The sequence below is a fragment of the Sphingomonas sp. LY29 genome (assembly GCF_035593985.1).
Taxonomy (GTDB): Bacteria; Pseudomonadota; Alphaproteobacteria; order Sphingomonadales; family Sphingomonadaceae; genus Sphingomicrobium.
On sequence record NZ_CP141587.1, the window covers coordinates 585279 to 612118 of the forward strand.

The 26840-nt window shown below is 60.6% G+C and carries 27 protein-coding genes and 1 tRNA gene; 13 read left to right on the forward strand and 15 right to left on the reverse strand.

The window, feature by feature from the left end; genetic code table 11:
- Positions 1-60 precede the first annotated feature (60 nt).
- Entirely contained in the window at positions 61-537 is a 477-nt protein-coding gene (locus SH584_RS02875; protein ID WP_322842691.1) for an Lrp/AsnC family transcriptional regulator, read from the forward strand.
- 25 nt (positions 538-562) lie between these two features.
- Here the strand turns inward: SH584_RS02875 and SH584_RS02880 are convergent, their stop codons facing one another.
- Both SH584_RS02880 and rnk read right to left on the reverse strand, forming a co-directional pair.
- Positions 563-2119, reverse strand: a complete 1557-nt coding sequence (locus tag SH584_RS02880) for an FMN-binding glutamate synthase family protein (protein WP_416385146.1) — start codon at positions 2117-2119, stop codon at positions 563-565.
- 113 nt (positions 2120-2232) lie between these two features.
- Positions 2233-2721, reverse strand: a complete 489-nt coding sequence (gene rnk / locus SH584_RS02885; protein WP_324808411.1) for a nucleoside diphosphate kinase regulator — start codon at positions 2719-2721, stop codon at positions 2233-2235.
- A 559-nt stretch (positions 2722-3280) separates the two neighbouring features.
- On the opposite strand from rnk, the gene SH584_RS02890 reads away from it, so the two are divergent.
- The 6 genes from SH584_RS02890 to SH584_RS02915 all read left to right on the forward strand — a co-directional run bounded on the left by SH584_RS02890 (position 3281) and on the right by SH584_RS02915 (position 9111).
- Positions 3281-4249, forward strand: coding sequence for a vWA domain-containing protein (locus SH584_RS02890; RefSeq protein ID WP_324808413.1), 969 nt, complete (start codon positions 3281-3283; stop codon positions 4247-4249).
- Between the two features lie 27 nt (positions 4250-4276).
- Positions 4277-5599: a protein kinase domain-containing protein gene (locus tag SH584_RS02895; protein WP_324808415.1), complete on the forward strand. Its 1323-nt coding sequence runs from the start codon at positions 4277-4279 to the stop codon at positions 5597-5599.
- Positions 5599-6822, forward strand: coding sequence for a metallophosphoesterase (locus SH584_RS02900; RefSeq protein WP_324808416.1), 1224 nt, complete (start codon positions 5599-5601; stop codon positions 6820-6822). Before SH584_RS02895 ends, SH584_RS02900 begins: the two co-directional genes overlap by 1 nt.
- A 35-nt stretch (positions 6823-6857) precedes the next feature.
- Positions 6858-7355 (forward strand): hypothetical protein, encoded by a 498-nt coding sequence (locus SH584_RS02905; RefSeq protein WP_324808417.1) that lies wholly within the window; start codon positions 6858-6860, stop codon positions 7353-7355.
- A 122-nt stretch (positions 7356-7477) separates the two neighbouring features.
- Positions 7478-8425 carry a manganese catalase family protein gene (locus SH584_RS02910; protein WP_324808419.1) on the forward strand — a complete coding sequence of 316 codons (948 nt, stop codon included), beginning with the start codon at positions 7478-7480 and terminating at the stop codon, positions 8423-8425.
- Between the two features lie 254 nt (positions 8426-8679).
- Positions 8680-9111 (forward strand): DUF1810 domain-containing protein, encoded by a 432-nt coding sequence (locus tag SH584_RS02915; RefSeq protein ID WP_324809445.1) that lies wholly within the window; start codon positions 8680-8682, stop codon positions 9109-9111.
- Between the two features lie 21 nt (positions 9112-9132).
- On the opposite strand, the gene SH584_RS02920 is transcribed toward SH584_RS02915, so the two are convergent.
- From SH584_RS02920 to SH584_RS02935, 4 genes are all read right to left on the reverse strand, one after another.
- On the reverse strand, positions 9133-9390 hold the full coding sequence (locus SH584_RS02920) for a hypothetical protein (RefSeq protein WP_324808420.1): 258 nt from the start codon (positions 9388-9390) through the stop codon (positions 9133-9135).
- 93 nt (positions 9391-9483) lie between these two features.
- Complete coding sequence (locus SH584_RS02925) at positions 9484-10440, reverse strand: sensor histidine kinase (protein ID WP_324808422.1); 957 nt, start codon at positions 10438-10440, stop codon at positions 9484-9486.
- A 213-nt stretch (positions 10441-10653) separates the two neighbouring features.
- Complete coding sequence (locus SH584_RS02930; RefSeq protein ID WP_324808424.1) at positions 10654-12468, reverse strand: hybrid sensor histidine kinase/response regulator; 1815 nt, start codon at positions 12466-12468, stop codon at positions 10654-10656.
- A gap of 286 nt (positions 12469-12754) precedes the next feature.
- Positions 12755-13843 (reverse strand): sensor histidine kinase, encoded by a 1089-nt coding sequence (locus tag SH584_RS02935; RefSeq protein ID WP_324808426.1) that lies wholly within the window; start codon positions 13841-13843, stop codon positions 12755-12757.
- 115 nt (positions 13844-13958) lie between these two features.
- On the opposite strand from SH584_RS02935, the gene SH584_RS02940 reads away from it, so the two are divergent.
- Positions 13959-14813 (forward strand): alpha/beta fold hydrolase, encoded by an 855-nt coding sequence (locus SH584_RS02940; protein WP_324808428.1) that lies wholly within the window; start codon positions 13959-13961, stop codon positions 14811-14813.
- 127 nt (positions 14814-14940) lie between these two features.
- Here the strand turns inward: SH584_RS02940 and SH584_RS02945 are convergent, their stop codons facing one another.
- On the reverse strand, positions 14941-15129 hold the full coding sequence (locus SH584_RS02945; protein ID WP_324808430.1) for a hypothetical protein: 189 nt from the start codon (positions 15127-15129) through the stop codon (positions 14941-14943).
- A gap of 483 nt (positions 15130-15612) precedes the next feature.
- On the opposite strand from SH584_RS02945, the gene SH584_RS02950 reads away from it, so the two are divergent.
- Entirely contained in the window at positions 15613-16242 is a 630-nt protein-coding gene (locus SH584_RS02950; protein ID WP_324809447.1) for a tyrosine-type recombinase/integrase, read from the forward strand.
- 170 nt (positions 16243-16412) lie between these two features.
- On the opposite strand, the gene SH584_RS02955 is transcribed toward SH584_RS02950, so the two are convergent.
- The 4 genes from SH584_RS02955 to SH584_RS02970 all read right to left on the reverse strand — a co-directional run bounded on the left by SH584_RS02955 (position 16413) and on the right by SH584_RS02970 (position 20735).
- Positions 16413-16844, reverse strand: coding sequence for a Ros/MucR family transcriptional regulator (locus tag SH584_RS02955; RefSeq protein WP_324808432.1), 432 nt, complete (start codon positions 16842-16844; stop codon positions 16413-16415).
- A gap of 206 nt (positions 16845-17050) precedes the next feature.
- Entirely contained in the window at positions 17051-17737 is a 687-nt protein-coding gene (locus SH584_RS02960; protein ID WP_324808434.1) for a fimbrial biogenesis chaperone, read from the reverse strand.
- Positions 17725-20205, reverse strand: a complete 2481-nt coding sequence (locus tag SH584_RS02965) for a TcfC E-set like domain-containing protein (RefSeq protein ID WP_324808435.1) — start codon at positions 20203-20205, stop codon at positions 17725-17727. Before SH584_RS02965 ends, SH584_RS02960 begins: the two co-directional genes overlap by 13 nt.
- Complete coding sequence (locus SH584_RS02970; protein ID WP_324808436.1) at positions 20202-20735, reverse strand: hypothetical protein; 534 nt, start codon at positions 20733-20735, stop codon at positions 20202-20204. Before SH584_RS02970 ends, SH584_RS02965 begins: the two co-directional genes overlap by 4 nt.
- Positions 20736-20855: 120 nt before the next feature.
- Here SH584_RS02970 and SH584_RS02975 point away from each other — a divergent pair, with 120 nt between their 5' ends.
- From SH584_RS02975 to SH584_RS02990, 4 genes are all read left to right on the forward strand, one after another.
- Positions 20856-21302: a hypothetical protein gene (locus SH584_RS02975; RefSeq protein ID WP_324808438.1), complete on the forward strand. Its 447-nt coding sequence runs from the start codon at positions 20856-20858 to the stop codon at positions 21300-21302.
- Positions 21303-21867: 565 nt separating this feature from the next.
- Positions 21868-22227 (forward strand): hypothetical protein, encoded by a 360-nt coding sequence (locus SH584_RS02980; protein ID WP_324808440.1) that lies wholly within the window; start codon positions 21868-21870, stop codon positions 22225-22227.
- Between the two features lie 280 nt (positions 22228-22507).
- Positions 22508-22666: a hypothetical protein gene (locus tag SH584_RS02985; protein ID WP_324808442.1), complete on the forward strand. Its 159-nt coding sequence runs from the start codon at positions 22508-22510 to the stop codon at positions 22664-22666.
- Between the two features lie 46 nt (positions 22667-22712).
- Positions 22713-22786: transfer RNA gene (locus SH584_RS02990), tRNA-Gly, on the forward strand.
- Positions 22787-22852: 66 nt separating this feature from the next.
- Here SH584_RS02990 and SH584_RS02995 read toward each other — a convergent pair.
- From SH584_RS02995 to SH584_RS03010, 4 genes are all read right to left on the reverse strand, one after another.
- Positions 22853-23269 (reverse strand): hypothetical protein, encoded by a 417-nt coding sequence (locus tag SH584_RS02995; RefSeq protein ID WP_324808444.1) that lies wholly within the window; start codon positions 23267-23269, stop codon positions 22853-22855.
- Positions 23270-23511: 242 nt separating this feature from the next.
- A complete protein-coding gene (locus SH584_RS03000; protein WP_324808447.1) occupies positions 23512-25083 on the reverse strand; it encodes an ArnT family glycosyltransferase in 1572 nt (523 codons plus the stop codon).
- Positions 25080-25721 carry a methyltransferase domain-containing protein gene (locus SH584_RS03005; RefSeq protein WP_324808450.1) on the reverse strand — a complete coding sequence of 214 codons (642 nt, stop codon included), beginning with the start codon at positions 25719-25721 and terminating at the stop codon, positions 25080-25082. The genes SH584_RS03000 and SH584_RS03005 overlap by 4 nt, the downstream gene beginning before the upstream one ends.
- A complete protein-coding gene (locus SH584_RS03010) occupies positions 25718-26779 on the reverse strand; it encodes a glycosyltransferase (RefSeq protein WP_324808452.1) in 1062 nt (353 codons plus the stop codon). Before SH584_RS03010 ends, SH584_RS03005 begins: the two co-directional genes overlap by 4 nt.
- Between the last annotated feature and the right edge of the window lie 61 nt (positions 26780-26840).

Sequence of the window (26840 nt, forward strand, 5' to 3'; positions counted from 1 at the left end):
CCGGCCGCAGGTGGCATAGAACCTCTTGACGCCCACCGCAGACTCTGCGGTTTAAATGCCATGAACGCAGCACAACGACTGGATCGCATCGATCGGCGGATATTGGCCAATTTGCAGGCCGAAGGCCGTCTCACCAACCACGCGCTCGCGGAGCGCGTCGCGTTGTCGCCAAGCGCTTGCCTGGCGCGCGTCCGGCGGCTCGAGGAAGCGGGCGTGATCGAAGGTTACCATGCCCGCCTCAACCCCTTCGTGCTCGACATCGGCCTCGTCCTGTTCGCCGAAGTCACGCTCAACGCTCACGGCACGGCCGATCTGGCCCGCTTCGAAGCTGGCATTGCGCGCTTCGAGCAGATCGTTGAGGCATCGCACGTCAGCGGCGCCTTCGACTATTTGCTTAAGGTGGTCGTTGCGGACATGGCCGAATGGAACGCGATTGCCCAGCATCTGACCGCGAGCGACATCGGCGGCGAGCGCGTCAACACGCATGTGCTGATGGACAAGCCGAAGAAGTTCGTCGGCTATCCGGTACGGATCTGACCGTTCGCTCGCGCTCGCCGCGACGTCAGGCCGTAAGCTCGAAACTGTCGGCGCGGGCCGCGCGCCACGCGGCGCTGTAGAAGTCGCGGTCGTGGGCGTCAGTCAGCAATTCGCCCGGCTCAAGGTAGATGTGGAGTTGGGAGAACATCCGGATTTCGGTCGGGCTGACGCGTCGGACGAGGTGGCGCGGGCCGATCGCGCGCGGATGATCGAGGCCCGCCGCGGCAATCATGTCGGCCAGTGCGCTCAGCGTGTTGCGGTGAAATGCTTGCACCCGATCGGCCTTGTCGGGCACGACAAGTGCGCGCTGCCGCATCGGGTCCTGGGTCGCGACACCGACCGGACAGCGATTTGTGTGGCAGCTGAGCGACTGGATGCAGCCCAGCGCGAACATGAAGCCGCGTCCGGCGTTGGTCCAGTCGGCGCCTAAGGCAAGCACCGCTGCAATATCGAAGCCGCTGATGATCTTGCCTGCGGCACCGACCTTAATCCTTTCGCGGATGCCAGCCCCGACCAGCGTATTGTGCACGAACAGCAGGCTTTCACGCATTGGCATGCCGAGATGGTCGGAGAATTCGAGCGGCGAAGCCCCGGTGCCCCCCTCGGCGCCGTCGACGACGATGAAGTCGGGATAGACGCCGGTCTCGCGCATCGCCTTGACCATGCCCATGAACTCCCACGGCTGGCCGACGCACAGCTTGAAACCGACCGGCTTGCCACCCGACAGCCGGCGCAGTTTTTCGATGAAGGCCATCAGGCCGAGCGGCGTCGAAAACGCGCTGTGCCTGGCGGGGGACAGGCAGTCCCGCCCCATCGGCACGCCGCGCGCGTCCGCGATTTCGGCGCTGACTTTTTCCGCCGGAAGGATCCCGCCGTGGCCCGGCTTTGCGCCTTGGCTCAGCTTGATTTCGATCATCTTTACTTGCGGGTCGTCGGCCTGTTCAGCGAAGCCGTCAGGATCGAACGACCCGTCGTCTGTCCGGCACCCGAAATAGCCGCTGCCGATTTCCCAAATCAGGTCGCCGCCATGTTCGCGATGATAGGGGCTGATGCTGCCTTCGCCCGTGTCATGCGCGAAACCGCCCATCATCGCGCCCTTGTTGAGCGCGAGAATGGCGTTCGCACTCAAGGAGCCGAAGCTCATCGCCGAGATATTGAAGATCGATGCCGAATAAGGCTGCTTGCAATCATCGCCTCCAATCAGGACGCGGAACGTCGCTGGATCCGCCGGCATCGCCGGACGGGTCGAATGGGCAATGAATTCATAGCCGTTCTTGTAGACGTCGAGCATCGTCCCAAATGCGCGATCGCTGCTCTCATTTTTGGCTCGGGCATAGACCAGCGAGCGCTGACTGCGCGAGAACGGCGTTTCTTCTTGGTCGCCCTCGATCAGATACTGGCGGATCTCAGGCCTAATTTCTTCGAACAACCAGCGTAGGCGCCCGATGATCGGATAGTTGCGGCGCACAGAGTGCAACGGCTGGGCAAGGTCGTAGAGGCCCAGAAGGGTCAAAAGGGTCCCCACGACGAAGAATGGGATCGACCATATCGCAGGTAGATAGAAAGCCGTGACAGCGGTCATGACGACGCTGCCAACTAGTGCGGTGAATCTGGAAAAAAACACGAACCTTATCCTGCATAGTAACACGACCGCCGTGGGATCGAAGGCCGCCGGTTAGATTGCAATCGAAGTTGCTAAGCAGCCGAAATGACTTCGAGCACAGAGAGGATGCGTGGGCTACCGTCGAGCCCCGGCCAGTTGATCGACTGCCCGGCGCGCAGGCCGATGAGCCCGGCGCCGACGGGCGTCAAAATCGAGATACTGCCTTCGTCGATGTTGGCCTTGCCTGGCAGAACCAGTTGCACGTTGCGCACAACGCCGCTGCGATCGTCGAAGTAGGCGATCTTGGATCCCAACTTGACGACCGTGTCCGGCACCTTAGCGGCCGGACAGATTCTCGCGCGGTTGATTTCCTTGAACAGCATGTCGGCTAACTCGGGTTGCGCCTGTTCAAGGCCCGTCGCGTAACTGGCGATGAGGTCATAATCGGTGTCGGAAAGCAGAATTGCGGGTCTGCTGGCGCCGCGGCGCCTTTCAGCATGTTGCATGATGATACCAATGCGAGATTCTTGTTGGGCCACGATGCGCGAGTCCGCGTCACCAAGGTGACGTCCGCTATTCATCGCTCGAAGTGAATTGCCCCAGACCGTCGACCTTGTCGGAGCGGCCTGGGGCTAGAAGCCCGCGAGGAGCTGGCCCGAATGCGCACAAAAGCGCCGGAAAATCGGCATGCAATCCATCTCAGGAAGGTGGGCATGCGGTCGATACAAGTCAAGCAGACCAAGAAATGGGGTGCCGCCGGCGCGGCGGGATGCGAACGCGGTCAACTCGCTATTCGCCATACGACACGGCCTGTCCTTAGAGATACCACTGTAAATGGCAGCTCTGGAAAGACGTCAGCCTCCTCCTAAACGACCGACATGGGCACGAAGAAGAACGGCGGAACCTGGCCGCTAGCGGACTGGCCGCTTTCGAGCGGCAAGGGCGAAAAGCGGACACTCTTTCCGAGAGCCGGACCGCAACCGCTTTAAACCCATTTCGAGTACTCCCTCTAGGTGAATCTGACCGTTCGCCTCCCCAATCTTACCAACTAGAGAACTGCCGCTCGGAACGATCGCCAAGTGTCCTCGTTCGCTCAGGCAGTGGACCGCCTCCGTGCGCCCAATATGAATGGAGAATGAGATGAGCACCGATCCGACTGCGCCTGGCGCCGACGAAGCGACCACCAGCCTGCCGACCGAAGCACCGCCGGTCGAGAGCGGATCAGACGGTCATCCCCCCGCTGAAACAAGCCCTTTTGGCGAGGCTTCTGAAGCGGCCTCGCCCGATGCCGGTGCTTCACCCGTCGCGGATGAGAGCGCGACTGTGGGAGACTCCACTTCCCCCGGGGTCGCCGAGATAGCAGCAGGCGGACAAGCGCCGCAGAGCCGCGAGAAGACCAAGGGCGTCGCCGATATCGTGTTCGTCGTCGACATCAGCGGCAGCATGGCGCCGTGCATCGACGCGCTGCGTCAGAACATCGAGACCTTCGTCGGGACTCTCGCGAGCGGCGACGCCAACAATGCGGCACCGGTCAAGGACTGGCGGGCCAAGGTCGTCGGCTACCGCGACATCGAAGCCGCCGAAAGCGACGGGCTGCCGTGGATCGTCGATAACCAGTTCGTCCGCGATCCGGCCGAGCTCAAGGGCCAGCTTGCCGCGCTTCAGGCCAGTGGCGGTGGCGACGAGCCCGAATCCCTGCTCGACACCCTGTACAAGGTCGCCACCATGGAGGCGACGGCCAAGGGCGCGCAGACCGTCGAAGGCGCCAAGTGGCGCTACCGCAGTGACGCGGCGCGCGTCGTCGTCGTGTTCACCGACGCCTCGTTCAAGGAAACGATGAGCATTCCCGAAGCGAGCGGCGGATCGCTGCAAGACGTCGCCAACGTCGTCATGGCCAACCGCGTCATTCTCAGCATCTTCGCGCCCAACTTCGAAGGCTATGACCGCCTCAGCCAGATCGACAAATCCGAATGGGAAGTGGTCGAATATGAAGGGTTGAACGCGCAGGAAGCCCTGCAGAAGTTCACCTCCGACCCCGTCAATTTCCGCAACACGCTCAAGCAGCTTGCCGCTAGCGTCTCCCGCTCCGCCGAGACGGTCGCGCTTTGACGCGCGGCCCGCGGCGGTAGGCAAAAAATGGCAAAGAAACTCAAGGTCGGGGACGTCATCCGGGGCTATCGCATCGTCAAGGTGTTCGGCCCCGGAATGATGGCGATTTCCTATGCCGCGGTAGCCCCAAGCGGCCGCAAGGTGTTCTTGAAGCAGTACAAGTCGCCGGCACCGACGGTCGTCTGGTACCCCGACTTCGTCGCCTATCAGAAGGAGGTGGCGGCGCGTGTGGTGCGCGGCAAGGCCGACAACTTCGCCGTCGGTCACGTCGACTCGTTCGAGGAAATGTGGGGCGGCCGTTGCTATTTCCAGGCGTTCGAGTTCGTCGAGAATGGCGCCGACCTGCAGCAAGTGCTCGACAAGGAGCGCGAAAGCCATCGCGCGACGAAGCGGGCGCCGACCAGCGACCCCGCCATCTGGCAGCGCCACGCGACCTGGGCGAAGGTGCTCGTCGCTGGCGTCGGGGCGCTCCACGACGTCAAGATCGTCCACGCCGATCTAAAGCCCGCCAATGCCTATCTGATCGAGGACCCGACGATCGCGTCGGAATTCCAGCTCAAGCTGATCGACATGGACTTTTCGCTGCTCGCGGACCGCCGGCCGCCGTGGCACGGCCACCAAGGCTATGTCGGCACCGACAATTATCGCTCCCCCGAGCATTTGACGCGCGGCGCGGTGCCGGGGCTTGCCTCCGACATGTTCACCTGTGGCGTGATCCTCTACGAACTGTTAGCCGGCCATCACCCCTATTGGTCCGAGGACCAGGCCGACTATGCGCGCAAGGTCCAGGGCTACGCCGCCAGGCCGCCGGCGCTGCTGGGCCAGATGCCGTGGCCCGCGAGCAATGCCGACGTCAGCGCCGCACTGCATCGCTGCCTCGACCCGAACCCGGCGGGCCGCCCGACCGCGACCGAACTGCGCGCGATCCTGAGCGGCCGCAACCGCAAGGCCGCGACCGCAGCGCCGGCTGCCCCCGTACCCGCGGCGCTAAGGCCCGCCTCCCCACCGGCCCCCGCCGCCGCTCCCGGCCCGGCGCTGGTGTCCGACGCCGTCGAACTAATCGCCCCGGGCGGCCGGACGCTGCGGCTGCGCATCCGCACCGAGCTCGGCAAGAGGCTGATGCGGCAATTTGGCGACGAAGCTGAGTTCTGGGACGAGCGCCAATGCGTCCTCGAGCGCGGCGCCGGCGGCCAATGGTCCGTCAAGCCCGCCGGGCCGACGACCAACCAGACCCTAGTGAACGGCCGGGCCCTGACCGGCCCGCAATTGCTCCAGGGTGGCGACCAGATCGCGGTCGGCAATGAGGCCAAAAAGGTCGCCAAGCTTCCGCTCATCGTGCGCGCGGCATGATGGACGACGAACCCGACGTCGCGGTCGATCAGCACGGCACCCCCGACGAGCCGTGCGCCGGCGACCGCATCCCCGCGATCGAGCCCGCGCCGAGCGAGGCCCCACCCGACAAGCCCACCATCGCTGCTTTGCCCGAAATTCAGGATGTTCACGACCTCGACTGGGCCCCGATTGGGGAGGCTGTGACGAGGTCGTCCGACCGCTCGCGGATGCGTGCGACAGTCGAAGGGTTCGAGGCTTTGCTCGACCGTCCTGGTGGACCCGGGCTTCTGTTCGACCGCGACCGCTCCGGTGCCGAGGACCAGGCGATTAAGGTCGGCGAGCTCGATCCCGCGGCGCCCTTGTGGATCATCGGCGACCTGCACGGCGACCTGCTGGCGCTCGAAGCCTCGCTCACCCTGATCGCCCGATGCGCACACGACGAGGGCTCACCGCCGCCGAACATGGTGCTGCTTGGCGACCTGTTCGACGACGAGGGACTGGGCCTCGAATTGCTACTTCGCGTGTTCGAACTAGTGCTCGAAGCGCCGGATCGCATTTGCGTCCTCGTCGGCAACCATGACGAGGCCCTGTCTTACGACGGCACCCGTTTCGCCACGAGCGTGTCGCCGGGCGACTTCGCCGACTTCCTCAACGCCAATCTCGCCCATGAATGGATCGAGCGCGCGGGCAAGCTCGCGGTGCGCTTTTTCGCCCAAGCGCCGCACGCCTTGTTCCTGCCCGACGGGCTGCTCATCGCCCACGCCGGCTTCCCGCTGATCGATCTCCATCCGCACCTCGAGGCGAACGCTGACTGGAACGACCCGGCCTGCCTGTCTGACTTCACCTGGACCCGTGCCCACCCGACCGCCCGCAAGAAGATGCCCAACCGCTTCACCCGCGGAAGCCAGTTCGGACGCGATGACTTCGCCGCTTTCTGCGAGCTCAGCACGCGCCTCGGCCGCCCGGTGACGCACATCGTCCGCGGTCACGACCACGCCGAGGAGCGCTTCATGGTCTATCCCGCCTACGAGGCGCATCCGATGCTGACGACCGTCGCTTTGTCGCGCCGTCTGCCGCGCGAGACATTCGGCCCCTATGAGCGGGTGCCAACGCTCGCCCGCTTCATTCCCAGATCCCTGCCGCGGTTGTACCGCCTCCACCTGCCCGCCGAGCTGGTCGCGACGGTCTTCCCCCCGCCCGAAGCCCCCGCTGATCCGGCCCCCGTGGAGTGCCAGCAATGAGCGGTGTTGTCCTCAGATGTCCCAATTGCGGGACGATGAAATCAACGGAAGGCCAGTGCGAGGCATGCCACGAGGCAGCGGTGCGTTACTTCTGCCTCAACCACAAACCGGGATTGTGGCTGGAAGTCTCCACCTGCCCGCAGTGTGGCGCGCGCTTCGGCGATCCAGTGCCGTCGCGCCGCGAGGAAGAAAAACCGGTCGAGCGCCCCGCGGTCAGCCCGCCACCGACGCGCCGGACGCCCCGAATCGCGCGCGACACGGACAGCGTAGCCGGGCCATGGAGCGCTGGCCCCACGGCCGAGCCGCGCGGGACTGGGTCCGCCCACGACCCGTTCCGCATCCTGATCGGCGCCATGACGGCCGCCGCCCGCGCGCGATCGGAGCGCGCTGCGCGACGCGAGTATGGCGAGACCGTTCCGGTGCGGCGCGGCGGGGGAGGCTGCGTCGGGCGGATCTTCATGCTGGTCCTGTTCCTGGTGGCGTTGTTCCTGATGCTGCCGATATTGCTCGGAGCCTTTTTCAGCTTCGGTTGATCCTATCCACACCCAGACTCGCGGCGGTGATACGGTCTTATATCGCCCGCGAAACTCTCGGAACGCGCCGACCCCGACGCAGGTTGACCAGTACGAGGCCGTCCCGGCCCGGAGCAAAGTCCATGTTCATGCACAACAAGCGCCTGCAATATACCGTTCGGGTCGCGGAGCCGAACCCGGCCCTCGCCTCCCTGCTGCTCGAACAGTTCGGCGGCCCCGACGGGGAACTTGCCGCGGCGATGCGTTATTTCACTCAGGGCCTTGGCGAGTCCGATCCCGGGCGCAAGGATTTGCTGATCGACATCGCGACCGAGGAGCTAAGCCACCTCGAAGTCATCGGCTCAATCGTCGCGATGCTCAACAAAGGCGTAAAGGCGCAATTGTCGGAGGCTGCCATGGAGGAAGCCGATCTCTACATGGCTATCAATTCAGGCGGGAACAGCCACACACAGTCGCTGCTCTACGGCGGTGGACCGTCCCTGACCAACTCGTCGGGTGTGCCGTGGACGGCGGCCTACATTGACACGAAGGGCGATCCTACCTGCGATCTGCGTTCGAACATTGCTGCCGAAAGCCGCGCCAAGATCGTCTACGAACGATTGATCGCGATTACCGACGACCCCGGCATCAAGGACGCACTCGGCTTTCTCATGACCCGTGAAATTGCCCACCAGAAGTCTTTCGAGAAAGCGCTTTATTCGATCGAGAATAATTTCCCGCCTGGCAAGTTGCCGGGGATCGAGCGCTTCGCCAACGTCTACGTCAACAGCTCGCAGGGCGACGGCGACATGGAAGGTCCGTGGAACAGCGGCGACCAGTGGGAGCGGATAGACGACCTCGGCGAGGCGATGGCGATGGACGGCGGCGACGGCACTGCGTCGGTCAAGCTCGATAAGGACAGCGCTGCGGTCGCCAAGAAACTAGCGACGCGTACTATGTCGGACCCGGCAAAGGACCCTGCAACTGGAGCTGACCTTGGCGCCGGACCCGGCGCGGGCCTGATCACGGGCGGTGATAAGGGCGGTGCCAAGGACATCAAGGAGGCCACCGCCATGGCTGATGCCCTCTGATCCGAATATCCGGATCCGGCAGTTTGAAACGACCAGCTTTGGCTGCATGGAGGTCGCGTAGAAATGCGCGGCCTCCGCTTTGTATCCAGTAGCGCCGTTGCGCACCTGCAGTTACGTCCCCAACAGAAGACTTGGAAACGCGCGCGGCTGTGCCGTTATTGGCCCGTTAGCGGACCGTCTGCTTGGAGCGCCAGATCTTCGAAAGCCGCCAACGCGCGGTCGGAACTCTCAGGGCGCTCAATGTTTCAGGGGGCGTGACGAACAGCCATTACCTAGAGCGATTCGTTGAGGCCCAGGCGCTTACGTACACCACTGTTCGGCGTGAGCTCGCTCGGGGGCACAAAACAAGCCATTGGATGTGGTTTATATTTCCGCAACTGCGAGGCTTGGGCTCGAGCGGAACAGCTTGCAGATATGCGATTGCCTCGCTTGACGAGGCTCAGGCCTATCTCGCTCACCCGCTGCTCGGGTCCCGCTTACGGGAGTGCGTCACCACGCTGCAGGACCTCCCGCAGGCCGATCCGCAAGAGGTATTTGGGGACGTAGATTCTTTGAAGCTACGGTCGTCCCTCACGCTCTTCCTGCGTGCTGGCGGCGGAGAATTGTTCGAGGCCGCCCTTCAACGCTGGTTTTCGGGGAAGGCCGACGAACGCACCGACAGCTTGCTCGAAGAAGCGCAGCCCTAGGCGCGTCAAATAAGCGGGGAGTCAGAGCCCGGCTCTGCTGATGGCTGCTGCAACTTCCACTTCAACGGTCGCGTCGTCCTTGGGCTTGAGCCGGTTCAGCACCGTCGCCACGCGTTTCTGGGCTACCTGCATAGCCTTGTGCCGGACTTCACGGGTCAGGTTGGTTCGCCACAACGCACTCTCGCCCAACAGCGCCGACCACTTTGCTTCCTCCGCTGCCAAGACTGCCAAGGCCAGCCGCAAACCATCTCGTCGGCCATGCGCGTACTCTTCGGACATCAGGCGACCCCTCCTCTCATCTAACGATCTTCAGTGTGAGACCCCGTTTTCGTCGCACCAAAATACGCACGTTAATCGCGATGGTGCACAACCTTACCCTTCGAGCCGCTCCTGCTTCACGCGGACTGTCACTACGAGACCGCTCTTCTGCCAGTCGTAAACCAACTCACCGCCAAGTTGACCTGCCACGCTGCGCGCGATGAGCTTGCTGCCAAAGCCCTTCAGAGCGCGTGCATCGGTAATCGTCGGGCCGCCCGTCTCAGTCCATGTGATGAGAATAAACTCGCCGTCCATTTTGCTAGATACGTCAAGGAACCCCGTATCAGACGACAGCGACCCGTACTTTACAGAATTGGTCGCCAGTTCGTGGATTACCATTGCGAGGGCGGTTGCAGCCCGCTCACCCACGCCCATCCGCGCGACCGCAACGCGAATGCGGCCGGAGAATGCTGCTGTTTCGTCGTATGGGGCCAGCAGGATCGACAGAAGGTCCCCCAGCAGCGCTGCCTTGCCCTGCTGGTCTGGTAGCGGCCGGACAAGGTCGTGAGCTCGCCCGAGCGCCGTCAAGCGCTGGGTCAACTCGGTCGCCATCTGTTCGACGGACTTTGCGCTGCGCGCCGTAAGTTGTGTCAGGCCGGTTGCGATGGCGAGTAAATTTTTGACCCGGTGGCTCATCTCCCCGGCCAACAACTCGCTTCCTTCTTCCGCTTGCTTACGACCTGTCACATTCAGAAAAATACCAAACATGACCCGGCCGATGATGCCCTCGTCCGCGCCGTGTCCGCGAGCCGCTATCCATCGGACTTCGTCCCCTATGCATATCCGAAAGTCGATTTCGTACGAGCCGATGATGGAACGGGTGGCGTTGAAGGCGGCTCGGACCCTGTCGCGGTCGACCGGGTGAATGCGGACAGATAGCTCCTCGAACGTAACCTCATCAACGTGGGGTAGTCCCCAGAGCTCAAAAGCGCGTTCGTCCATTGAGAATTTGTCTGAATCAACGTGCCATGCCCAGACAGCAACGCAGGCCGCTTCCACGGCCAGTTGCAACCGCTCTTCGCGTCCTACGGGGACTTTGGAGCCATTAGTCACCAAGCGCGCATCCTCCATTTTGGCATTTTAAATCCTCGTGCGACTTGATCGGTCCTCGCGCATCAAGTCCCCTATCAAAGGGCAGAGAATGACAGTCGCTGCGTCGGCCTTCGATAAAAACGGCACCTTGCTTCGCGCCCGGTCGCATACTTTCATGTCGCGTCCGAAACACTAGAGCTCTGCTACATCGTGGGCGAGCAATTCCGAAATACTGGCAGCAAGATCGACGCTCCGAAAAGGCTTGGTTAGTCGAGGCAAGTCCGGCGCGATGGCGTCAACATCGGCGTAGCCAGACATGATTAGGATTGGCATCGTCGGGCTGAGCTTACGCGCTTCCCGCGCAAGGTCCGCGCCGCTCATACCCGGCATCAGATGGTCCGTGATCAAAAGTTGCGGCATGTTGGCAGCCGTCATCAAGCCGAGGGCCTCGTTGGCCGATGCCGCTTCTGTCACGGCGAAGCCGAGTTCCAAAAGCATGTCTGCAGTGCTCATCCGCACCAATTCTTCATCGTCGACTAAGAGGACCGTTCCAGGCCCAGTCCGCTCCATCGCCAGCGCCGCAACGTTCTTGGCATCATCATCGCGAAGTTCACTTGTCGGCAGGAAAAGCTCGACCGTCGTGCCATTTCCGATCCGCGATTTAATCGTCAGACCCCCGCCAAGCTGCGCTGCCAACCCATGAGCCATCGACAGGCCTAGGCCAGTACCTTTCCCGATGCCCTTGGTTGAGAAGAAAGGCTCAATCGCCCGATCGCAAGTGGCTTCATCCATGCCAACGCCCGTATCGCTGACACTAAGGCGGATATACTCCGCAGGTTTCAAGCCCGCGGGATGGGATGCTAGCACATCGTCCCGCACCGCTGTGATGGTTAGCTTGCCGCCTTCCGGCATCGCGTCTCGCGCGTTGACCGCCAGGTTGACTAAGGCCATTTCGAGTTGGCTTGCATCAGCATGCGCCAACGGCAAGTCGGGCACTATTTCTACCCGAACGTCGATAGTCGGACCGACGGTGGACTCGATTAGACCGGCCATACCGAGAACCAAACGGGCCATATTCACGGGCGCCGGCTGCAAGGGTTGTCGCCGCGCGAAGGCAAGCAAGCGCTGGACCAACGTTTTGGCGCGCTCTGCCGATTGAAGCGCCCCGTCGATGAGACGCTGCTCCCGTTCGCTTCCGACGCGCTTCCGCACGAGCATGTCTAGTGAACCGATGATTGGCGTCAGCAAGTTATTGAAGTCGTGTGCAACGCCCCCGGTGAGGCTGCCCATCGCCTCCATTTTCTGACTTTGTCGTAACATCTCTTCGCGGCGAAGATCCTCAGTGATGTCGCGGCCGACGGTGTGAAAGGTGCCGGCATCGGTCTCATCCGGCACAGCTGACCAGGCAAAAGCTACCGGCTCGCCGTTCGCCTTCAGCAGGCGAACATGAAACTGGTGGACAGGTTCACCTTTGCTGAGCGTAGCTACCACTTCAGCTGTGGCGCCCAGATCGTCGGGGTGGATGATCGCCGAAAACGGATTGGCGAGCAGTTCTTCTTCCGTCCGGTCAAGAATTCTCGACCATGCAGGGTTTACCGTCTTCAGATATCCATCCAGCGTCGCGACCGCGAACAGGTCGCGCGTAAGTTCAAACAGTCGATCGCGCTCAATTAGAGATCGTCGCTGTGCGAGGATTTGCTCGGTCGTCTCCATGCACGAACAAAACATGCCTGCGAATGTCCCAGTGCCGTCGGAAACCGGCGAATAGGAGAAGGTCCACCAAGTTTCTTCGGGGAAGCCCTTACGTTCCAGCAAAAGCGGCATATTCTCCGACCACGTCGCCTCCCCGCCCAGAGCGCGGTCAATCAGGGGTTTGATATCCTCCCAGATTTCCCACCAAACCCGGCGGAAGGGTTGCCCCAAGGCAGCCGGATGCTTGGTTCCGAGGATTTCAGCGTACGAATCATTGTAAAGGAAAGTGAGGTCCGGTCCCCAGGCAATGAACATTGGCTGCCGGGAACTTAGAGCGATATCCGTCGCCGTTACCAAAGATATCGGCCAAGCCTGACGCGGTCCTAGCGCTGTCCTCGACCATTCGTACGCTTCGACCTGCTCCGCCATCGAGGATGGGGAGCCTGGAATCGTATGCACCACAGTCACCATTACCACCCCAGGCCTTATGCCCGATCAAACTCATAGGCCGTCTGTTAACCCCGGGGTGAGCCCGCCGTTCCACACCAAGCGCCTAAAGGTCGAGTTGCGCGAATGAAGCGAGCTTGAGATCAATTGATTATCAGTGTGGGAATGCGACCGTGAAACACGCGCCTTTGCCGCTCGCACGATCCCCAGCCGTCAGCGTTCCGTTGAGCTGCTTCACGAGCGACGTGACGATGCGCATACCTAAGCTTGGCCGATCGACATTCGGGTCAAAGTCCTGGGCGAGGCCGGGGCCTTCGTCGCAAACGACCAGTGTGTGCGCATCCCCAGCGGTGGTGTAGCAGACCTCGATTTCTCCTGCCCCGTGCTTGGCGGCATTGGTCACGAGTTCGTTGACGAGGAGTCCAATGGGTTGGATGGAGGTTGTCGGCACATCGCCCTCATCGCCCAGGACGACAACCGGCCGGTCGAGGATCGCCGAGAGATCGCTGCAGAGGCGACGAAGGTAGCCGATGCACGAGACTTGATCTGAAACCTCAGCCGAGAAGTGTCGATGTACCTGAGCGACAGCCGCAATGCGGTTCGCGGCTAACTTCAGATGCGCAGCGCCCCCATCAACGGCGGGCGATCGGCTCTGCATCGATAGGAGACCGGAAACAAACTGAAGGCTGTTCATCACGCGATGATCGATTTCCTTGGCCATCAACTTCGCCTGACTGACGGCTCGCCGCGCCGCCAACTGCGTTTCAATTTGGTCCATTACGATCGATGCAAGATCTTTGAGGTCTTCGATCTGCTTCTCGTCAATCGCGCGCGGTTCCCTGTCGATCACACACAGCGTGCCCAAATTATAGCCGTCGCTCGTCGTCAGCGGAACCGCCGCATAGAAGCGAAGCCCGAACTCGCCGGCGACAAGCGGGTTCGCGAGTGAGCGAGCGTCCGTACTGGCGTCGGCAAGCAGGAAGGGATCGTTGCCAAGGATTGCCGAGGCGCACAGACCCGGCTCGCGATCGATCTGTTCGACCGGTAAGCCATGGTGCGACTTGAACCAAATGCGGTCTTCATCAACGATGCTGATGATAGCGATCGGAACGCCGAAGCGTCGCGCAGCCAAGGCTGTAATGCGATCAAACGCACCGTCGGGCGGGGTGTCCAGGATGTCGTATCGCCGGACCGCCGCGATGCGCTTCGCCTCGTTGAGTGGAATGATGTCGGCGACAGGCATGCGATCAACCCCAAAACGCAGTTCGGACCAGAGCGAACTTCATGGCCGGATTTCAACGACTTGTCGATGTCGCGACGTTGGTGGAACTCTTGACGAGCTGGCCTGTTCACCGCGCATGCCCAAAAAACAGACGCTCGACCTCGGCCACGGCCGCACTCTTTACGTGCACCAGGAGGGGGTCGGTCCGGATCTGGTGCTAATCCATGGCGCCATGACGACCTCACACGATTGGCTTGCCAGTCCGGTATTCACACGGCTCGTCAGATCGCATCGCGTCTGTGTGGTCGACCGACCCGGCCACGGTCTGAGCCGCCGACCACGTTTTGGTACCCCGCGCGAGCAAGCGGACCAGATTGCGGATGGGCTCGGCAGGCTCGGTATTGAGCGGGCCGCCGTTGCTGGCCACAGCTATGGTGCCCTCGTTGCGCTGGCAATGGCCGAACGGCACCCAAAGCTGGTAACGGACTTGGTGCTCGTCGCGCCGCTTGCATTCCCGGAGCCGAGGCTGATGGAGCATAGCTTGTTGGCCCCACGCTCAATCCCATTCTTCGGCCCCCAGTTCGCGCGGTTTGCGGAGTTCGTTCAGCTCGATCGACCGATGGTCGATTTACTTCATCATGTGATGTTCGCGCCGGCTCCGGTGCCCAGCGACTGGAAGGCGACCTATCCTTACCCAATGATCCTCAACGCCGACACGATTGTTGCCGAGGCCGAAGACGCCGCTTCGATGCTGCCCATGTCGCCGGCCGGAACGCTCGATATGTGCAAGATCATGGTTCCTACGCAGGTTCTGACGGGCACGTCAGACGGGGTCGTCGAGGACGAGCGACAGGCCAAGGTACTAGCGCGTCAACTTCCGTTCGGTAGCTTAGTCGAGGTCGAGGGCGCCGGGCACATGCTTCACCAAAGCCATCCAGACCATGTGATCCGCTCCATTGAGGCGGCCACGGCCCTCGCCGATCAAGCTTAATGTGGCGCAAGGGCAGGTGGGTGGCGCGCAGCAACGTTCTGGTCGCTGTATAGGTCAAGACGCGCTGGTTCCGAATTATCGAGGGCGGGAAGCTAAAGCTCGCAGCCTAGCGGGGAAGCAGCGCGCATTACGGAGGCGACTGCGCATCGTGATCGTCCTCGATTTCCTGGCGATGACGCCTGAGCAGCTTGTCGGACGCGCCGACGAGCCGCTCGGTATTAGCGATGCTGTCGCGCAACTCGGTCTGGCTGGCCTCTACCTCGGCCTCCTGCTGCGCGCGCCGGTCGGCTCGCAGCTTTCTCCATTTATCTTGCATGGGCGAAACCTACTTCTTGGGCCGGCGGGGCAACACAGAGAGTAAGGCTCCGCCGGCAACAGCAGCGACGATTATGACGGTGCTGCCGACCCTCGGTAAAGCGAAGTCATGACAGGGAAGTTCCCGGCGAGGGAAAGCGGCCTGCGTGATAAAGCCGGCTTGCAATGGGCGAGCCCCCGAGCCGGGCCGCTAAGACCGCGCACTGATATCGGCAGTGCGCGCGACTAGAATTCGGGACCGCTTACGGTGACATTCCTTGCGCTATTGAATGTCCGACATGGGCGCATTTCGGACGCTCAGTTCAATTCTGGACGAAGGACCGATTGCGGTCACAACCAACAAAAACGGTTCAAGGCAATCGGGCTAACACTACTGTCGCGTTCAAGTGTGGCTCTCTGCCCCAAGCCCGAAAATCAGTCGTAGCTCGTAGCAGCCACCTCATTCGTTTTCACGATGGTCAATTCCGACCACTGGAGAAGCGTGATGGGACATTCTTCTTTCGATGCAGTCAATGCAGCCCCTGCCTGGAACGTAGGCCGGAAGCTCGGCGCGAAACGCCCGCTGAAGCCCAAGGAAATTTGGGCCATCCGTTTCATGCTCGATCAAGCCGGCAAGCTTCGTGATCGAGCCCTCTTTGACCTCGCAATCGATAGCAAATTACGTGGCTGCGACCTTGTGAGGATTAGGATCGGCGATCTCGTTTCCGGCGGTCGCATTCGCAACCGATCGATGGTCATTCAGCAAAAGACTAAGCGCCCTGTGCAGTTCGAACTTCTCGAGCCAGCTCGGTCAAGCCTCTTGGCTTGGCTCGAACGCCGCGGTGGAGGGCTGGAGGAGTTTGCCTTTCCCAGCAGGGTGGATCGCCATCATCACCTCAGCACTCGACAATATGGGAGGCTAGTCGATGAATGGGTCATGGGGATAGGTCTGCGGAAGGAAGATTACGGCACGCACTCGCTGCGGCGTACAAAGGCAGCATTAATCTACAAGCAGACCGGTAATCTTCGAGCTGTTCAGATCTTGCTCGGCCACACGAAAATCGAGAGCACCGTCAGGTATCTGGGCGTGGATATCGAGGATGCGCTTGCTCTGTCAGAGGGCACCGAAGTCTGACGCTGCCCGGCGCCGCTCAGTGCGGCGCCGGGCAGGTCTGCGATTGGCCGAAACAGGGCGCTTCAAATGCTTCAGCGACACCTCGAAGAATGCCGATCGCGCGATCTAAAGAGGGCCGCTAGCAAGCTGGACATCAAGGAACACACCTCCCATGCCCCCCTGCAAGTGCATTACTTTGGTTTATTCCCTTTTGACGTCTTACGAGTCTTGGTGCCTAGGCCAATCGACTTAGCCAGGTCCCGTCGCCGCTCAGCATAAGAGGGAGCAGTCATGGGATAGTCTTTCGGGAGATTCCACTTAGTGCGATATTCTTCCGGCGTCATGCCATAATTAGTCATGAGATAGCGCCGCAGCATCTTCATCTTTTTTCCGTCTTCCAGACAGACCAAGTAGTCCGGCTTGACCGACTGGCGGATCGAGACCGCTGGCTCCTTGCGCTCCTCTATCGTAGTCTTGTTCGAAGAGAGGCCTGCCAGCGCAGAATGCACATTCGAAATTAGCGTGGCGACGTCTGAAATCGCCACACTGTTGTTATTAACGTGCGCCGCAACGATATCCGCAGTCAAATCGATCAAATTATTGGGGGCTTCGTCGATATCCATGAGAAATTTCCCGAGCATTATTAATGTAGATTAGTCTTCTGATCAATCTACTTTTTAAACTACTTCAAGCCCTCTCGAAATACAAATGTTTGCAGGTTTGATGAGCCGTACTCCAATTAGGAACGTTGCTTCGGCACCTCTCCTTGCGCTTGCCAGTTTGCGTAGCCTTGGATTTTCAACGTCCACTGCAGACTTCGCCCGACAAGCTAGAATTTGAGTGTCGACCATCCGCTCATTGATTTAACTCGGAATTCTCCAGTACCGGTCGGAGGAATAGGCTGAGACCAGATGGCGCCCGCATAAATCCGTCGACCGGGGATAGACGAGCAGACTTTTGTCGGCAGGCAAAGCTTTCCTTCGACCAGCTCGACGCTCGAAGCTCCGTCGTTTCTAATAGTCAGGGTGGAGCCTGTCCGCTCTTTCTTGAGATCTACCGCAGAGGATACCGGTCGCGATATGACCAGCAGATCGTAACCCACCAGCATCTTAATACCGCTTTGCGTAGCCTCAATCTCTCCAGTCACCGGTTTCACGGTCACTCGATAGATTTTCTCGTGGTCGGATGAGGCCCCTACCCTTGCAATCCGTAACCTTCGTCTTTGGTTTGGCTCAAGTATCAGGCGAGATGGCGAAACAAGCAGTCCCAGCGTTTCGGGATTTGGCGTCGAGAACGAGCTTTCTGCCGGGGTGCCAGGTAGCTGGATCTGGCGAGGCGTGACCGTAACATAGGCTCTCTCGCCGCTGTCATTGACCACTTCGAGATCAGCCGCGCTGTTTTCTGTGTTCAGTTCTACAATCAACTGGCTGACTGATATCTGCGCGGAAGCAGGGCTAGCGAACAGTGTCGCGCTAATCATCATCAAGGACGCCCGCAGGAACGCTATTTTACGCACTTAAGATCTCCCACAGATATGAAGTCCTTCGCAGGGCTGAGCCCGTTGATATTAATGCGGCAATCTGCGTCGCTACCGACTGCGCCGCTGCCGCTGCCGAGAACCAGCGTGTCGCCTTCCCTCGTCTCGATCTGGAAGAAGCCGTCCCGGTCAGTGCGGCTGATCCCAAAGCTGCCGCGCACCTCTCGGTTTGACAACGGGAGCCCACTTAGCTCCAGAGCGCGGCCGAAGAGTACGGCCACTCTTGCGGCCGTCCAATTCAGATCGACGATGTTCCCAGGATACAGCGTCACCGTTCGAGGGTCGTAATCTGTCGAGGACATAGCCGAACCGAGGGGGCGCAGTCGGATTTCGTACGAGCGATAAGGCGGGAGAGAAAGCACGGTGTGCTGTCTCTTCGTCACGATTGCGCGCGGCACCCCGTCGACAAGCACCTCGAATGACCCGCCCCGCTCAGCACCAGACAGCGACACCTTCACGCCGCTCTCGCTTGCGTCACGCCCGGAAAGTCCCACCCCTTCGGAAGTTACGGCGAAGGATGTAGCGAACGTGATCGCTGCGTCAGTTTGCGGTCTGCCGTCGAGCGCCTGTACGACATCGGCGCGACCACGAAAGGCCTGCGACGCATAGGTAGCAGTCGCTCGCGCTCGGCTTCCGTCCAAGGACCGCCCAAGCGCCGCGTCGGCGGAAATAGTCCTTTCGCTCGAGCTATCGCTCCAACCGACTTGGGCCTCTCCGATAAGCGTCGGCGAGCGATCGTTCGACTCTTTTCCCGTCACAATGCCGCCTGACAGCGATGTCGAAAGCTGTCGCTTTGACGCGTTCAGTCGAAAGCCCAGGAATGTTGCAACCCCGCGGTTCGTTTTCTCCGCGTCCGCGAGAAGGACGAAGTTCATTCGGCCGCGCGCGACGACGGGCACCTCGATAGACGCGTTTACCCGGTAATCGGTCTCAGCCCTCGCGCTTCGACGAAAGAGGCCTCCCAATCGCAGCGTGGCGTTCCTCCAGTGATATGACAGAATTGAATGACCCTGGGTGTAGCTGCCAATGTCAGCCAGCCCGACTATCGCGTTTTCATTGAAGGACCGCCCGGGGGCAGCGGAAGGGAGGATTGAACGTCCATCCGCGCTCCAGATCTTTCGCAAGTCGAAGCTGACCGAAAGCGGCCCGGATCCCACCGAATTGGCACGAAGGCTGACGCCCATGTCGCGTGAGGTAGAGGCGAGGACCACCAATCTAGACTGAAGCAAACGACTGTGGTGTGACGCCCCTATCTCAACGATCGCCTTCTCATTCGTTCCCAGCACAACGGTGTCAATGCCAAGGCCGGCAGAGAGGCGCACGGCGGCAGCAGCCTGATAGAATAGCGAGCTACTGTCGAAGCGCAGAGCCCTTCCAGTCTGCATCGTCCCCAGAAATGCGGACAGCATCGGTCGGCCAATGGGAGCCAACGCCGTTCCTTTCGTGAAGAAACGAGACTCTTCGCGAACTTGGCCACCTTGCTCATGAATCCGTAGAATTACCTCGTACGACCCCGTCATTAGCCTATTCGTGTCGATATATGAGAGCCCCCCTGGCTGGATCTGCGAGCTGACCAGACGACCGTCTACAAGCAGATCTACTCGCGAAGGCTGACTCAGAAATAGGTCAAGCGGCGTGCCTAGGATCTCGTCCCTCGACCGCAAGGTGTCGAGCTGTGTCGTTGCCCCGATGCCGATAATTTGACGGCGGCCGAGCATCTCTGAGCCGGGAGCCCACAGGAGGCCGCCAAGAAACCGCCAATTTTTGCGGTCTGCCTCAAGGGTCAGGTTGTCGTACTCGACACCGAATGTGTCGGACGCCGACACATCGCCCCTGACCCGGAGAGTACCGAGCGAGGCGATCGAGCGATTTTGCAGGTGGACAGACGTTCCCTCGAACTGATTTCGGTACAGGCTCCCGCTCCAGGACGATAAAAGTGCTGGTGCACTTGATGTCGCCGAAAGATACCCTCCGTCCGTTCTCTCTCTCACCCTCCTGTCTTTGGCTGGGACGATGACGTCGAGGCGAAACCTGTCTTGGTCGAGCACGACAATCGTCCGATCGTTCGGCACCTCCTCGCAAGCCACGCTCGAGTTTTCTGAACAGGCCAAGTTGGCATTTGAAGACACTGAGCCACTGAGCTGCGCAGCTATCCCCGCCGGGTTAGCTAGGTCGTCGAGCATTGCGACGACCCGCGACGGATCCGAAAAAGTTACGTGGCCCGGACTCAGCGTGGCCCGGGCTTCGCCGACTTTCCTGCCATCATAGTAGACGTCGAGGATGACGGCGCGTTCACTCTCGAGATCGGCAAAGTCGACTGGCATGGTCGACGATAGAATCCGGCGGTCCTCGGCAAGAGCCCCATCGCAGAGAATGAAGACCGCGCTAACCAAAATTAGGAAAACGCGACAGGCCTGCCACCAGCAATGACGAAGGTGAGCGATCATTCTGCTGAAATCAGGATGGAGAGGGTGCCGCTGTAGGCACCTTCTACCGCACGAGAAAGATCCGCGGCCCGAATGACAACCGACAAACTAGCCGACGTCGATGGTCCATTGTTGCAGAACTGATGTGTCGCCTGACTGGCGTAGCTGGATTGCAGCCTGTTTGCCTGCAGCAAATTGCCGTTATTCCGACTTGCTTCCGGGCTCCACAAAACCTCGTAGGCGAGTACCTGCATTCCACTCGACAACTGGAAAGCGCCATTTGGGCCAGATCCCGCCGCGGTCACTCCGTAACGGGCGCCTGGCCCGTTGCTGAAAACGCAGACACTCTGAGATCGAACGTGATCGATCTGCAGGTTTGCCGGCTGACCAAAGCTCACGTCGGTGAGGCCAGTTATCCGGGCCTTTTGTGCGGCGGCAGGCTCGGCAGAGAGAGCCGCCAAGAACCCCATGGCAATTGTCGCTGCCAGTCGCCGCCCAGACCGGTTGACCGGGCCTGACTTTGCATCGATCGGCGTGCCGATCCGCGACATGGTAGGCGACAATTGCACCTAAGGGTGACTTATTCGGGCGCTACGACAAGTGTTAAAGTGCCATTGTAGGTGACCCCAGAGGTCATGCCTTGCAGGTCGGGCGATGCCAGCGAAACGATCATGCTGGCCGTGGTCGGCGGACCTGCAGTGCAATCTGAGTTCACCGCGGTCGACACTAATCCGGTCAACGGCACGCCGGGAGTGAGACTTGCTCCGCTCGATTGGCCCGAAGTCTGTGACCACCGAACGGCAAATGGCACGGTGGGCAGCGACCCGCTGCTCAAAGTGAATGCGCTGCTGGCGCCATTTCCAGTCGCGGTGATGCTGTATCGACGCGTGCTCGTATTACTCCAAACGCAAAGGTTCTGGGCGCTCCGAGCTTCACTTAAGGGGTCAGCACCGGCGAAATTGATATCGGACAGGCCACTGATCCGAACGCGACCGGGAACCGAAGCATTGATGTTGATTGATCCTGTCGAGGTGGCGCCGAAAGCTCCATCCGTGGAAGCGACGCCTGGCGCCGATACGAGCGCGGCCGCAACTCCCCAGGCGAGCTTGCGACGGTAACTGTGAGTCATCTGATAATCCCCCACTTACCTCCGAAATGGAGGTTCTGTGAAGAATTGGGTAACGACCACCGTTTAATTTCCGGTTAAACTCCGCTGATCGATCATGAGTTGGCTCCAAGCTACCGTGGAAGGCAACGAGTTTCCGATTCCTCTAGGATCTTCGCGTCGGCCGATGAATGACCAGGCGAGACAACGGGGCCCGTGAGTGGAGCGGCTAAGTAGGCCAGATCGAAATCTGCGCGAAGTTTAAGGCGATTGCCCAAATCGTGATCGCGACGACAGGGTCGTGCCCCTCCGGCGCGATCACATGAGAAAGAGAAGATGATTTAATGGTTGAGTTAAAATGAAGAAATAGCCGGAGGCATTGGCTCGACTCCCCGGTATGAAGAGGAGTTATCCAATGGTTTTTCAATGTGATTTACGTCCCGCGTTTGTTGATCCGATCCCGCCGGCGAGCGTCCAGATGCGAAGGTTCATGCTCGCAACCTCGTTGCTTGTGGACGGGTTAACCCGGGCGCTACCAGCCCTATCTCGAGAACACGTTTCTCATGCCGCACGCGAGCTTGCTGATCGGCGGAACGCTCTGCCGTCGCCCGCTCGTACTGCGCGAGTTCGCCGATGTTTGTCGCGGGTCGGATCTCGACGGTATTCTGGTGCGCATGCCTGTCACGGGCGACAATCCGAGCTTTGACATTAAGATCGCTGGGTCGGATCGCATGTTGTTAATGCACATGCTTTGGCTTCCCCAGCCTTCGGGGCCGCCGTGGCTCATTCCTAGCGTAGAGTCTGGTCCCGCGATCCGCTTGAGCCCGCTCGGTATCACTGCGGAGAATACCATGCCGTTCGATTCGATTGAGGACCGCCATCGTGGCCTGAGGTTCGGCTTCGAATTTCTTTCTGTCGCGGCGAAGTGCTGGTTCTGATGCGCACGAAGAAAGAGGCTGCCCACACACCGAAAACCTACAAAGCTGCGCCAGGATTGGACTATGATCCAGTGACCGGCGCTGATCCCAATCTCTCGTACGGCGTCGTGAAGGCTATAACCGATTCCAGCGAGCGAATTAGGCTGCAGGACGTGATTGTTCGACGACTCTTTCCCGTCGGCCGGCCTGTCTCCGGAGACCCTTGGCCGCAGCCCACAGCGTCACTGGTCGCAAGTCAGCCAAGCATCTCCACGACCTGAGAGGAACCTTCGCTACCCGCATGATGATCGGGACCGACCCTTCGGACGTTGAAATCACCGACATCATGGGATGGTCACCCGATGAAGTTTCGCGCATTCGAAAGGTCTATGTTGACCAGCGCGCGACGATCGTGGCAATTGGCGAGCGCATTGCCCGTGGGTGTAAACCGGGGTTGTAAACCGGACGAGCGGCTTGTTCAAGAAACCGCAGATTTCGGCGATAAAGCGGGTGTAGCTCAATGGTAGAGCAGAAGCTTCCCAAGCTTACGACGAGGGTTCGATTCCCTTCACCCGCTCCACGTTTCCATCGAATCCGAGCGTCCTGCCTATCCGCTTTACCGCGACGGCGGTGTGGGGTGGATCCTCTAGTTGGGATCTTCATCCAAGGTCGCGACACCCATCAATGGATGCATTACGAACGTCCAGCCGTCGCCGCCGACGATCATCAGGCGCAGCGATTGGCGGTCGGCCGTGCCGAGCAGCGCCGCCGCTCCTGAAGAAGCAGGCAATGCAATTGTCTTTCCATCCTGACGAATGCCGGTCGCCCAGCCAAGACGACCCTCGCGGATTTCGGTGGCAAGTCGCTCAAGCGCCGTCTCAAGTGCGGTTCTGGCGCGCGAACCGCGAACCCACGCGTGCTCGCCGCGAGCCGATCCATTCGTTTCCACGACGCCGTCGTCAGGATCTGGAGCCGGAGCTTCAGTTGAGGAACGAGTTTTTCCGTTCGGTTGATTAAGGGGACGAACACCCTCCATACTCATCAAACGGGAAAACTCGTCCACTGCCGTCTCTCCATCGCTATGTCCGGAGCGTCCGAATCGGGTCTCTGGTTCCCCTTTGTCTTTCGTGCAGTCAATGAGGCGATGACCAACGAGCAGGCTTAACACAGGTATGCGTTGTGCACAGTGCGCGGCCATCGTCTCACGCTCGGCCTGAGCTGAATTTGGCCAAGGCAGTTCGTCCGCAATTGATTGAACCGTCTACCCCATGATACCGCAAGCACTTCGATTATCGGCGGCTCTGCTCAGCGATGTGGGTAGTGAATCGTATATTTCCCGATCTCGCGTTTGACAGGATAAGCGCGGTCGATGGCGTCGATGACAGTTTCATTGTAGCGCGCGTCGAATAGCGCGCGACCGCGCGATCCTTGCGTCACGAACAGTGAAAACTGGCGCGCGTCGATGCGGCGCAGGAAATCGCTCTCGTCCCAGACGCCGACCTTCGCCAGCTCGGCAAAGATCGCGGGCTCCCACACCACGTCCTTCCCCGCGCGCATGACGAGGACCATGTCGTCCGAAATGACGGGCCCTTCCGCGCGATCGACGATCACCTGCACCTGGCGCAGTTCCGCGACCTCCGCAGGCGTCTGGTCATGCGCGTTCGCAAGCGACCCCATGAAAAAGACCTGAAGGAGGATCAGCGCGGGCACGAGCAAGGGATTTTCCCACGCGCGTGGCCCGACGATTTGGCGTTCGCCCAGCGCCACTTCGACGCAGGGTCGCGACACGATCCCGACTAGGATGCTGAGCGCTACCGATCCATCGACGAAATAATTGACGTTAGAGCCCGACTTGCTGATCGCGAGGCTCATCAGGCACGCGAAGAACGCATACGCCCCGAGCATGACCAGCATGATGTCGGCTGGCGCTGACCGCAGGGTGGACCTCGCTTCGGCGAAAGAATTTAGACCGCGATACCGCGGCAGCCGCTCCTTCAGCAGCGTGACGAGTCCCGTGAGCAGGATCAGCGTGAAGAAGATGTGGATGACGATCGAGATGAGAATGCTCAGCATTCTCGAGGGGTCGAACCGGTTCACGTTGTACAAAAAGATGTGCCGCGCGAACCCGCCATCGGTCGCGATCTGCATGGCGATCAGCACCGTCAAACCGAGAACTAGGCATCCCGCGACCAATGCCCAGGCCAGCCGCGGCCTTGCAAGCAGCAAGGTCACGATGACTGCGGCCGGCGCCGCAAGCGCGATCTGCTTGGTGTAGACGGCCGCGACGAAAAAGAAGGCGGCAAGGACGATCAGCTTGGGCTGACGAAGCGCCTTCATGGCGGTCAGCAGCCCGGCAAGGCTCAGGGCAACCGACAGCATGTCGACCCGCATGTAGGGTGCCCACAAGACCACTGCCGAGCAGCAGAAAATCGCCAGCCCCGCGAGCATCCCGCACAGAGTGGCGGCCCGGCGCGAAGCGCTGGCGCCGACCGCGGTGGAGGCGATCCAGCCGGCGACGACGCTAATAAGCACCGTCGATCCGAGCGACACCGACCGTCCCGCGACCAATTCGTCCCAGCCGGTTAGGCCGGCGACGATCGCCGTGACCGAGTGGTAGACCGGAGGATAGTGAAACACGATAGCCGGAAAGCCGTCGATGGCGCCATAGGCCCGGCCCGCGACCATCAGCCGCATCTGCTCCCAGACGATGCCTTCGCCGTAATCGAGCTCGCCGGGAAAGCGGACCGCTTCGATAGCGCCGCCCAACATCCGGATCGCATTATAGACAAGCGCCGCGAGCGCCAGCGCCAGGATGATTCGCAGGATCGTCACGGACGTCTTGCCGACGGTCGTCACGATGGGCGTTTGCGCATTCATCCTCGTTTAGGCCTCGCGCTCACGAGCATCTGCTTGCCCATCGGCTTGAATGGCAGCGCCAGATAAAGGCGGATCAGCAGCTTCGACACGGGCAGCCGCGACTTCACGGTCAGCGGCAGGAAACGCGGGCGAACCTCGATGATTTCCCACCCGTGCGCCTCGATGAAATCGGCAAGGCTGATATGCGAATAGACGGCGACGTGCGTGTAATCGTCGAAATATTCTCGATAGGCGAAACGGTAGTTGGGCTGGATCAGCGTCAGGGTGCCTCGCTTCGTGAGCTTGACGCTCAGCTGTTCCAGCACCTTTGCAAACTCGGTCTGTGGAATGTGCTCGATCAGGTTGCTTGCGAAGGCGAAGTCGACACTGTCGTCGGCGACTGCCGAGAGGTCGGAAACGCTCGCCACGATCGGCTTCACGCCCGACGCGAGACTAGACGAAATCCCGTCCCACAGGTCGAGACCGATGCGGCGCTTCGCCACCACATTGTTGATAAATTCGCCATGCCCACAACCAAGGTCGAGCACGCAGCCGTCGCTGGGAACCCGCGCCTTGAAATAATATTCCCACAGCGCCTTCCACACTGTGTTCCGGCGCCGGTCGAAAGACAGGCGCGTGTCGTGGTATCCGTCGATCATCTCGCGCCTTTCCAGCCGAAGACGATCCCTTGAATCATCGCCAAACCGACGCGAAGACCACGCAGGTTGTTGATGTTGCCGCCCTTGCTCACGCCCACTCGCTTGTGGAACGTGATCGGGCACTCGACCAGCACATGGCCACTGGCCAGCGCCGTATCGAGGAAATAAGCGTTGAACTCGAGGTTCACGGTCGGGTCTAGGCGCGGCAGCAGGTCGAGCAATCGCTCGCGCCGGCAGAGCTTGTAGGTCGTTCCCACGTCGGTGATCGTCCCCCGCCCCAAATGCTTGGCCTCCAGCAGCTTCCCGACGAAGACGTTGCCGTAATACATGAAGGTGCTCAACTGGGTGACCGGTTGCCGTAGTGGTTCGGCGGTGCGAGTCCCGTTCACGATGTCGCTGTGCGGGGCATAGGCCAGAAGCTTTTCGATGTCGTAGGCCCGGAAGGTCATGTCACCTTCGCACAGGACGACCATCTCGGTGTCGTCGAACTGCGCCGCCTCGCGCAGGCAGCGATGGACGCATTGTCCATAACCGGGATTGATCTCGTTAAACGTGATCGCCCCCGCCTCGACCGCCCGCTCGAAGGTTCGATCGCTGCTGTTATTGCTGACGACGATTACTCGACGGACGAGTGGATGGGACAGGAAGTCCGCCACCGCGTCGGCAATGCTTTCTTCGTCGTTGTAGGCAGTGAGCGCGACGGTGACCGCGCGATTGGCCGGCGGCTCGTAGCGGACCGGCGCATGCGCCTTTCGACCGGTGAACAGCCACAGCAGGTCGACCAAAGCCAGCATGATGCCAAGAACGATCGGAACACCGCTGTACCAAACCAGCCACTCACTGGCCTGGTCCAGGATGGTTGGAAGCCCGAGCAAATAGCGCGGGAAGACGAGGAGAACGCCAGCCAAATACATGACGATGCCCACACAGAAGCTCAGTGCGCCCCACAGCAGTAGCGGCGGGTGCCGGCGCGGCAGCAGCGACAGGCCGTCGCCGCTGCGGTCGAATGTGACGTTGTCCTGCGCGGTCAACGGTCCGGTATGGACGAATTTGTGCAACCCCACCCCCTGTCCCAATCAATGAAGGACTAGGCGAAGATAGTTAACGAATTCCTCGCAG

What these genes read in the sequence shown, in the direction of transcription:
- SH584_RS02900 (WP_324808416.1), top strand. Translation starts at nt 5,599, where the DNA reads ATGGACGACGAACCCGACGTCGCGGTCGATCAGCACGGCACCCCCGAC.
- SH584_RS02920 (WP_324808420.1), bottom strand. Translation starts at nt 9,390, where the DNA reads ATGTCCGAAGAGTACGCGCATGGCCGACGAGATGGTTTGCGGCTGGCC.
- SH584_RS02945 (WP_324808430.1), bottom strand. Translation starts at nt 15,129, where the DNA reads ATGCAAGATAAATGGAGAAAGCTGCGAGCCGACCGGCGCGCGCAGCAG.
- SH584_RS02985 (WP_324808442.1), top strand. Translation starts at nt 22,508, where the DNA reads ATGATGATCGGGACCGACCCTTCGGACGTTGAAATCACCGACATCATG.
- SH584_RS02940 (WP_324808428.1), top strand. Translation starts at nt 13,959, where the DNA reads ATGCCCAAAAAACAGACGCTCGACCTCGGCCACGGCCGCACTCTTTAC.
- SH584_RS02880 (WP_416385146.1), bottom strand. Translation starts at nt 2,119, where the DNA reads ATGACCGCTGTCACGGCTTTCTATCTACCTGCGATATGGTCGATCCCA.
- SH584_RS02890 (WP_324808413.1), top strand. Translation starts at nt 3,281, where the DNA reads ATGAGCACCGATCCGACTGCGCCTGGCGCCGACGAAGCGACCACCAGC.
- SH584_RS02875 (WP_322842691.1), top strand. Translation starts at nt 61, where the DNA reads ATGAACGCAGCACAACGACTGGATCGCATCGATCGGCGGATATTGGCC.
- SH584_RS02905 (WP_324808417.1), top strand. Translation starts at nt 6,858, where the DNA reads ATGAAATCAACGGAAGGCCAGTGCGAGGCATGCCACGAGGCAGCGGTG.
- SH584_RS03005 (WP_324808450.1), bottom strand. Translation starts at nt 25,721, where the DNA reads ATGATCGACGGATACCACGACACGCGCCTGTCTTTCGACCGGCGCCGG.
- SH584_RS02930 (WP_324808424.1), bottom strand. Translation starts at nt 12,468, where the DNA reads ATGTTCATTGCCTGGGGACCGGACCTCACTTTCCTTTACAATGATTCG.
- SH584_RS03000 (WP_324808447.1), bottom strand. Translation starts at nt 25,083, where the DNA reads ATGAATGCGCAAACGCCCATCGTGACGACCGTCGGCAAGACGTCCGTG.
- rnk (WP_324808411.1), bottom strand. Translation starts at nt 2,721, where the DNA reads ATGAATAGCGGACGTCACCTTGGTGACGCGGACTCGCGCATCGTGGCC.
- SH584_RS02910 (WP_324808419.1), top strand. Translation starts at nt 7,478, where the DNA reads ATGTTCATGCACAACAAGCGCCTGCAATATACCGTTCGGGTCGCGGAG.
- SH584_RS02950 (WP_324809447.1), top strand. Translation starts at nt 15,613, where the DNA reads ATGGGACATTCTTCTTTCGATGCAGTCAATGCAGCCCCTGCCTGGAAC.
- SH584_RS02935 (WP_324808426.1), bottom strand. Translation starts at nt 13,843, where the DNA reads ATGCCTGTCGCCGACATCATTCCACTCAACGAGGCGAAGCGCATCGCG.
- SH584_RS02895 (WP_324808415.1), top strand. Translation starts at nt 4,277, where the DNA reads ATGGCAAAGAAACTCAAGGTCGGGGACGTCATCCGGGGCTATCGCATC.
- SH584_RS02975 (WP_324808438.1), top strand. Translation starts at nt 20,856, where the DNA reads ATGCTGGCCGTGGTCGGCGGACCTGCAGTGCAATCTGAGTTCACCGCG.
- SH584_RS02965 (WP_324808435.1), bottom strand. Translation starts at nt 20,205, where the DNA reads ATGATCGCTCACCTTCGTCATTGCTGGTGGCAGGCCTGTCGCGTTTTC.
- SH584_RS02955 (WP_324808432.1), bottom strand. Translation starts at nt 16,844, where the DNA reads ATGGATATCGACGAAGCCCCCAATAATTTGATCGATTTGACTGCGGAT.
- SH584_RS02970 (WP_324808436.1), bottom strand. Translation starts at nt 20,735, where the DNA reads ATGTCGCGGATCGGCACGCCGATCGATGCAAAGTCAGGCCCGGTCAAC.